6 protein-coding genes are annotated in these 7,300 nt (G+C 39.2%); 2 read left to right on the top strand and 4 right to left on the bottom strand.

Annotation, left to right across the window (positions count from 1 at the left end):
• Positions 1-772 (top strand): hypothetical protein (locus K1X82_14030; protein ID MBX7183225.1); only part of this gene is annotated, 772 nt, incomplete at its 5' end.
• Between the two features lie 4 nt (positions 773-776).
• On the opposite strand, the gene K1X82_14025 is transcribed toward K1X82_14030, so the two are convergent.
• Positions 777-1,886 carry a mechanosensitive ion channel family protein gene (locus K1X82_14025; protein ID MBX7183224.1) on the bottom strand — a complete coding sequence of 370 codons (1,110 nt, stop codon included), beginning with the start codon at positions 1,884-1,886 and terminating at the stop codon, positions 777-779.
• Positions 1,887-2,166: 280 nt separating this feature from the next.
• Between K1X82_14025 and K1X82_14020 the strand changes: the two genes are divergently transcribed.
• Complete coding sequence (locus K1X82_14020) at positions 2,167-2,601, top strand: hotdog fold thioesterase (GenBank protein MBX7183223.1); 435 nt, start codon at positions 2,167-2,169, stop codon at positions 2,599-2,601.
• Positions 2,602-3,098: 497 nt separating this feature from the next.
• Here K1X82_14020 and K1X82_14015 read toward each other — a convergent pair whose 3' ends face one another.
• The 3 genes from K1X82_14015 to K1X82_14005 form a co-directional block, all read right to left on the bottom strand.
• Positions 3,099-3,740, bottom strand: a complete 642-nt coding sequence (locus K1X82_14015; GenBank protein ID MBX7183222.1) for an NAD(P)H-binding protein — start codon at positions 3,738-3,740, stop codon at positions 3,099-3,101.
• Between the two features lie 170 nt (positions 3,741-3,910).
• Positions 3,911-6,313, bottom strand: a complete 2,403-nt coding sequence (locus tag K1X82_14010) for an ABC transporter permease (protein ID MBX7183221.1) — start codon at positions 6,311-6,313, stop codon at positions 3,911-3,913.
• A 277-nt stretch (positions 6,314-6,590) separates the two neighbouring features.
• The coding region (locus K1X82_14005) for a peptidoglycan DD-metalloendopeptidase family protein (protein ID MBX7183220.1) at positions 6,591-7,300 on the bottom strand (710 nt) is incomplete at its 5' end.

Here is a 7,300-nt window from a genome sequence, read left to right as displayed (position 1 = left end):
CGGTTTGCCTTCTTCTTTTTCCATTAAACTGCAAACCATTCCTTACAGTATTCTTCATTTACAAGAACGCAAATTACTTTTAATCGGCAACGGACAAGGTGAAGTGCACTGGATTGATTTGGTCAGCCGAAAAGAAATTAAATGCATGAAAATCTTCAATTCGGCTATTTTTAAACTCATTAGCGATGGCACTTATTTCTATGCCTCCTCCGGTGAAGGGGAGTTAGGAATTGGCCATGTTGACGATGCAGAACTCCACACCATCATTAAGGTTTGTAACTCCAAAATACGCCACCTCTGTGTGCATTCCCCAAAAAATGAACTCTTGCTTTCTTGTGGAGACGGCTTTACCCGAATAGTAGAATTAGCTTCCGGAAATTTCAAACAGGAATTCGCAAGCCATGGACTTTCGACCAATTGTTCCATCGTTTTACCCAACCAATCCATTGTAACCGGGGGGCGTGATGCCTACTTAAACCTTTGGGAACCCACCACCTCCAATTTATACAAAAACACCAACTCAGTTCCTGCACACAACTACGCCATCTACGACATCGCCCTTTCGCCCAACCAAAACCTTTTGGCATCTGCAAGCCGTGATAAAACAATTAAACTTTGGAATTTGGAACTGGAAATTCTAATTCGCCTCGACAAAGCAAAATTCAACGGTCATGCCTATTCGGTTAATACCTTATTATGGGATGCCAATTCCAACCTCCTTCTTTCAGGTAGCGACGATCGTAGCATACTTGTTTGGGATATAAAACCCTAAACGCCTAGTTCGATTGACTCAACTCAACCGTTTGGGTTGGGAACGCCAGCTTTCCTTTATGCTTTTCTACGATTTCCAGGATAGCAAAATTGATATCTTCCTGAACCCTCAAATAGGTATTCCAGTCTATAGTTGTTACAAAGTATTCCACCCTTACTTCCAGGGCAAACGAACCTATTTTGTTGAATCTAGGTTTGCCTTCCAAAGCTATTTCAGGTGTTTCCTCCAACAATTGCTGAATATCGGCAACAATGGCTTTAACCTGATGAGACTTAGTGCTATAGGTTAAACCCAAGTTAAACCTAACCCTTCTAAAGGTTTTCAAACTCAAATTATCCAACTCACTATCAATCATCTTGCGGTTGGGAATGGTCAGAAAACTTTTCTCCACCGTTCTAATTCTGGTACTTCTAAAACCCACCTTTTCAACAGTTCCCTCCACATGACCAACTCTAACCATATCGCCCACAATAAATGGCTTATCAAAGAAAATAATGAAAGAACAAAGAATATTCTCCAACGATTCTTTGGCAGCTAAAGCCACAGCCAATCCTCCAATTCCCAAACCGGCTACCAAGGAGGTAACATTGAGCTTAAATACCGAACCTAAAATAATAACTGACCCAAATATCAATATGGTTATCTTCAAAATCTCAGTAGAAAATACAACCAATTGATCATCTTGCTTCGATTCCGTTCGGGATGCCTTTTCAGCTAAAATCAACCCAAAAAAGTCGGTTAGCCTAAACATTACCCAAATAATTGAAATGGATAACAATAAATAATAACTGCGATCCAACACCATTCGCAACCCGAAATGATTAACATTGGCTAATCGCCAAACCCTTGGAAAATGGAGATAATCGAATCCTATGTAAAAAATTATTATTAACAATAAAAAACCCAAAGGTTTATTCAGCAACCCGTAAAAACGCTCCAAACTCACACCGGAAGTGTATTTTCGGATAAAACCATAGGCCAGCCGGTTAATAGTTTTCGATAGTATGGCCTTAAAAATTATACCAAACAGTATCCAAAAACAAAACCACAAAATATTACTAAGTGGATTTTCCAAAATCCGCTCATTCATTAGATACTCAAACCACGATTTCATGCCTCAAAGGTAATTTCTAAGAATTTTTTATTCCGCTAAAATTTCTTAAGTCTACACAACTAACACATAATCAAACTAATACACACCTCGCCTCTTCTTTATTATCCTTATTTAAAGGAAACATTCTTACACTTTTTCAATAAATTATCCTCAACTCTGATTAGCAGGAAAACACAAATTGAGCTGGAACCTTCAAAACAATCGTAATAAATGCTAAACCCATTGGTTTTAGTGAATTTCAAGCCCTGGCTTCACTACTTTTGCCAACCAATTCCTTGCCATGAATGCCGTTTTTGAACTGTATCGACAAATTATAGAAGAATTCATCCCCTTTAACAAAGTGTTGGGAATGAAATTGTTAGAAGTAAAAGACACCAAAGTAACCGTACTTATTCCTTTTAAACCCGAACTTATTGGCGATCCACGAAAAAAAGCCATTCACGGCGGTGTACTGGCCTCGGTAATGGATGCAGCAGGTGGTGCAGCAGGTGGTACCACATTAAAATCGTTTGAAGACAAACTTTCAACCATCGATCTCCGCATCGATTATATTCAACCGGGAAGGGGCGAGGATATTATCTGTGAAGCCGAAGTGGTACGCAGCGGTTCAAGGGTCATTTTCACCAAAATGATGTGCTACCATCAAGACAAAAAAGATGAAATCATCGCCGAAGGAAGGGGAGTTTACAGTGTAATTCGTAAAAAAGCTTCTTAATTTTTTTATTAGGCGGGTCCCATTCGCATTAATGGTAAGCATTTACCAAGCTTTGTAAGGCTCATGGTCGGGCTATCCACTCCAAGTCCTCACCCCGAAAGGGTTCGGGGTTGTGGGCTTTCCGTTTCTATCCCTACCCGGGGTGCATAACCAACCTAAGCTGCAAGGAATGAACGTTGGTGCTAGACTTCCTTTCTCCAAAACGGATTTAAGACCAATGTAGTTATGCTTGACACATGGGATATAAAAATTTAACCCGGGGAATAGTAGACAGAAATAAAAAGCGATGCCGGTTGGTTTTGCACCTCGGGCAACGATAGAGCCAAGTAGCTCCAAGACAACGCAGCGTTTAGCGGAGTGGGCTTGGACTACAGGCGATAGCGTGACCCGAACGCCATGCAAAATAATTGGTTGTTGCAATAAAGCAGGTGGCGGAGGGGGCCCGCATAATAATTAACAAAAATAAAACTCACCCTAACGACCAGACTTAGTTTGTTCTAATCTTCAATTTCAGGATTTTCTACTATAAAATTACCCGGCTTTTCTAACCTGGCCCATTTAACCATAGCGCCAGCAACTTGATGAGCTTCAATACCTTTGTACTTTCGCAAACCTCCTACCATCAAAGGTTCAAACAGCTTTGCAATACCAATTCCAATCTTTTCTCCAAAACGAAACTCCTGGCGATTTCCGAGCAAAAACGAGGGACGGAAAGCCACAAATGTGGAATAACCCAGGCTTGCCAATTTGGCTTCAGTTTCGCCCTTAACCTTTGCATAAAACACCGAACTTTGGGCGTCGGCACCGATGGAACTCACCATAAAATATTGCCTGGCACCCATTTCCAGAGCCAACTCCCCTACCCGAACGGGGTAATCAAAATCAACTTTTCTAAAAGCGGCCTGAGTTTCTGCCTTGGCAATGGTGGTTCCTAAACAGCAAAAAACATCATCTGCCTGTAAATCCTCGGACTGAAGATGGTCGAAATCAACCTCCACCTGGGCTAATTTTTCATGGTGTAAATCCACCGATTTACGCACTAACATTTTCACCAGGGAATAACGCTCATCGCGCAACAATATCCGAACCAAATGTCCGCCAACCAGGCCTGTTCCGCCCAATACCAATGCAGTTTTCATACTTTACAAATTAACAAAATATTTTAACTCGAATCCAAGTCGATTGGTTTTCAAAACAGATAGAACGAGAGGAGGTTCAGACAAATTGATTATATTAAATTTTAGAAAAGGATTGGTAAAAGGCGAAGGATGCAAGAAAATTGAAATTGGATAAATCCAGGAAAGAGGAACTATTCATGTTTAAGGGCCTCTACCGGGCTTTGTTGGGCTGTATGAGCGGTGACTAAGCTAACGGTAAAGATGGCCAAAACCATTCCAACCAAGGAGGCTCCGAGGAATGGAAGCAAGGAAAGTTGGATACTGTAGGCAAATCCACTCAGCCAGTAATCCATTATTAACCAAGTTATTGGCAATGAAATAAGGATAGAAATACCAACAAGTATTACGAAATCTTTGCTAAACACCAAGGATATTTGCCACCAGGTTGCACCCATCACTCTTCGAATACCAATTTCCTTGGTACGCTGCTTTCCAATAAAATAACTAAGTCCAAAGAGACCCATACATGAAATTAGAATGGTAAGAATAGAAAAATACCCTAAAATGGCAATCATTGTTCTTTCCTTACCATAGAGTTCGGCCAATTTATCGCTTAGGTAGGTCATTCGAAATGGATGACCTGGAAACAACTCCTGATATAGGCTGGCTAATTGACGGTAATTTTGCTTTCTATTATCGTTATCCAATTTTAGCAAAAGGAAGGCCCCAACTTGCGGACTAAGCATTAAAACCATTGGTTCAATAGGTTTATGTACACTTTCATAGTGGTAATCCTTTATCACGCCAATAACCTTTCCTTTTCCAAAACCATTTTCAAGGATTTGTCCGATAGGATTTTTCCAGCCGAAGAGCTTTACACAAGCTTCATTAACCACGAAACAGCCCATGGTATCGCTTGGAATGGAGGGCGAATAGAATCGACCCTTTACCATTTCCATCTCCAATACTTTGGGGAAATTGTAGCTACAAAAAGTAACATTCATGGGATATTCTTTCCGATTAACAGAATCGCCCACATAGAATAAAATTCTAGAATAGCTAAAAGCAGGTAAATTGCTGGCTATAGAAAACTCTTTTATAAAAGAAAGCTGGGCTAAATGCTTTTGAATAGCAGGCATTTGTTGGGCCAAAGCCTTATCACCGGCCGGAAAATTCAGAATTGCTACCTTTTCCTTATTAAATCCCAAATCTTTTTGATTCATAAACCAAAACTGTTCCCAAACCACCAGGGTTGACGATACCAATCCTATAGCCAAAGCGAACTGAATTACTACTAGTATTTTTCTTAATCTGGCAACAGAAAAAGCCATCACATGGTTTGTTTTGCTTTTTAGGACATCTATTGGACTAAAGGTTGACAAATAAAAAGCGGGATAACTTCCACCTACCAGCCCAATTATGACAATTGTAACAAGAGAGGCAAGAATTAATGGCCAATGAAGAATGCTACTTAGCCCCTCGTACTTATTTCCGGTTAGCATTTCATAGCCCGGAGAAAGCAATTCAACCAACATCAAAGCAACCAGTAAAGAAAAAAAAGCAGTAAATAAACTTTCGCAAAGAAACTGGAAAACAATTTGCTTTCTGTCAGCACCTACCACTTTCCGAATTCCAACTTCTTTTGCCCTGTTGGAAGCATGGGCAGTTGTTAAATTCATGTAGTTGAAGCAGCCGGTGAGTAGTAAGAAAATAGCAACGAATGAAAAAATATAAATGTATTCTTTACTAGACTTTGGAGTTGAGTCGTAAATGTAAAAGGAATCGAAATGAATATCAGCCACATTGATCAGTTCAAAGTCTACCTTATCTTTTAGTTTATACTTTTCAATCCAAGGCACAATCACATTGTTTTTCCATTGAGAAATCTTGGTTTCATATCCTTGCTTTGTTTCTCCTTGTTTAAGCTTTACATAGGTGGTAGTGCTCAACCGAAACCAATCATCCTGACTTTCGCTGAGAAGGTCGGGGTTTATGGATTGCATAGTTAAGAGGCCTTTGGGTTTAAAATGGCTTATTAAGTGCTTATCATCAATAACTCCGGTGATGGTATAACTAAGTCGAGCATATTTCAAAGTTTTTCCAAGAGCCGTTTCGTTTCCGAATAGCAGTTGGGCATATTCCTTTGAAATTACAATGGTATTAGGAAGAAGCAATGCTGTTTTGGGGTCACCTTCTAAAAAAGGGAAATCAAATATTTTAAACAAGTTCGAATCAACGAAATAGTGACCATCCACCCGATGCGATTGTCCATTTGCCCAAACCGATTGAGGTCCTACAGCCAGCACTCTTGCTACCTCTTCATGGCCTTGAAGAGCTATATCTATTGCCGGTCCAAAAATTACAGATGTAACTGAAAAAGGATCTGACTTGGCTGGAACAGTAATAATTTGATTAACCCTATAAATTCGTTCGTAATCTTTCCAGCATTTATCATAACTGAGCTCTTCGGATACAAAAATAAAAATCCACAGAAAAGAGGCAATTCCAATAGCGAGTCCAAAAATATTAATGAATGAACTTGCCTTGTTTTTCAACAAGGTTCTCCAGGCCATTATCAGATAATTTTGTATCACTTTAAACAAAGCTAGGAAATAGTACTTGGACTACTTCAGAATAACGTATATCCTAAACTTTGCCAAAATGATATACTGTTGATAATCAGCCAATAAACTAAAAAAACTTTTATACAATTCTAACAAAACCAACAACACTGTACGAAAACGAACACAGACATAATCCTATATCTATAAAATGTCACTTAAGAAATCCAACACCAAACTGAAACGATCAGTCAATAAAAAAGGACGAAATAAATTTACTTTTTATTGGTTTACCTAAAGTTGGTTAGGTCTATAGGTTTTGTAATTGCGTTTTTATTGGATTAATTTTTGCCAAGTATTCCCCTTTAAGCTTAGATTCGAGTGGAGGTCCTTGGTTGGATTTTTCTTTTCGAGGATCGACTTGGACCCCATTTTTCCAAAATCTAAAACAAAGGTGGGGGCCTGTTGCAAGTCCTGTACTACCAACAAATCCAATAACTTCACCTTGCTTAACTCTTTTACCGGAGCGCATTCCTTTAGCAATTCTACTCATGTGAAGGTATTGGGTTGTATAAGTAGCATTATGTTTTATTTTGACATAATTACCATTATTAACGGTGTATTTAGCATCGGTAATTACCCCATCCGCAACAGAAAGAATAGGGGTTCCGGTAGGTGCAGCATAATCGGTTCCCAAATGAGCCTTAAAAACTTTCAGTACAGGATGAAACCGTTTCAAGGTATAAGCCGAGCTAACTCTGGAGAATTTTAATGGAGCTTTCAAAAACATTCTCCGAAGGGAATTTCCTTTTTCATCGTACCAATTGGTAGATCCATTTCTTTCAAATGGAAAGGCATAATATTCTTGACCTTTACTTTTGAACCAGGCACCTTTAATTCGATTTATACCAATGGATTTTCCTTCAACTCTTTGTTCTTCAAAAACAATTTTAAAGGCATCCTCTTTTTGAATTTTATGAAAGTCGATGGTCCAAGCGAAAACTTGAGCCATCATAACTG

The sequence above is a fragment of the Bacteroidia bacterium genome (assembly GCA_019695265.1).
Taxonomy (GTDB): Bacteria; Bacteroidota; Bacteroidia; order JAIBAJ01; family JAIBAJ01; genus JAIBAJ01.
The sequence above is the reverse complement of the archived record's forward strand: the minus strand, read 5'-3'. Positions and strand labels throughout refer to the sequence as shown.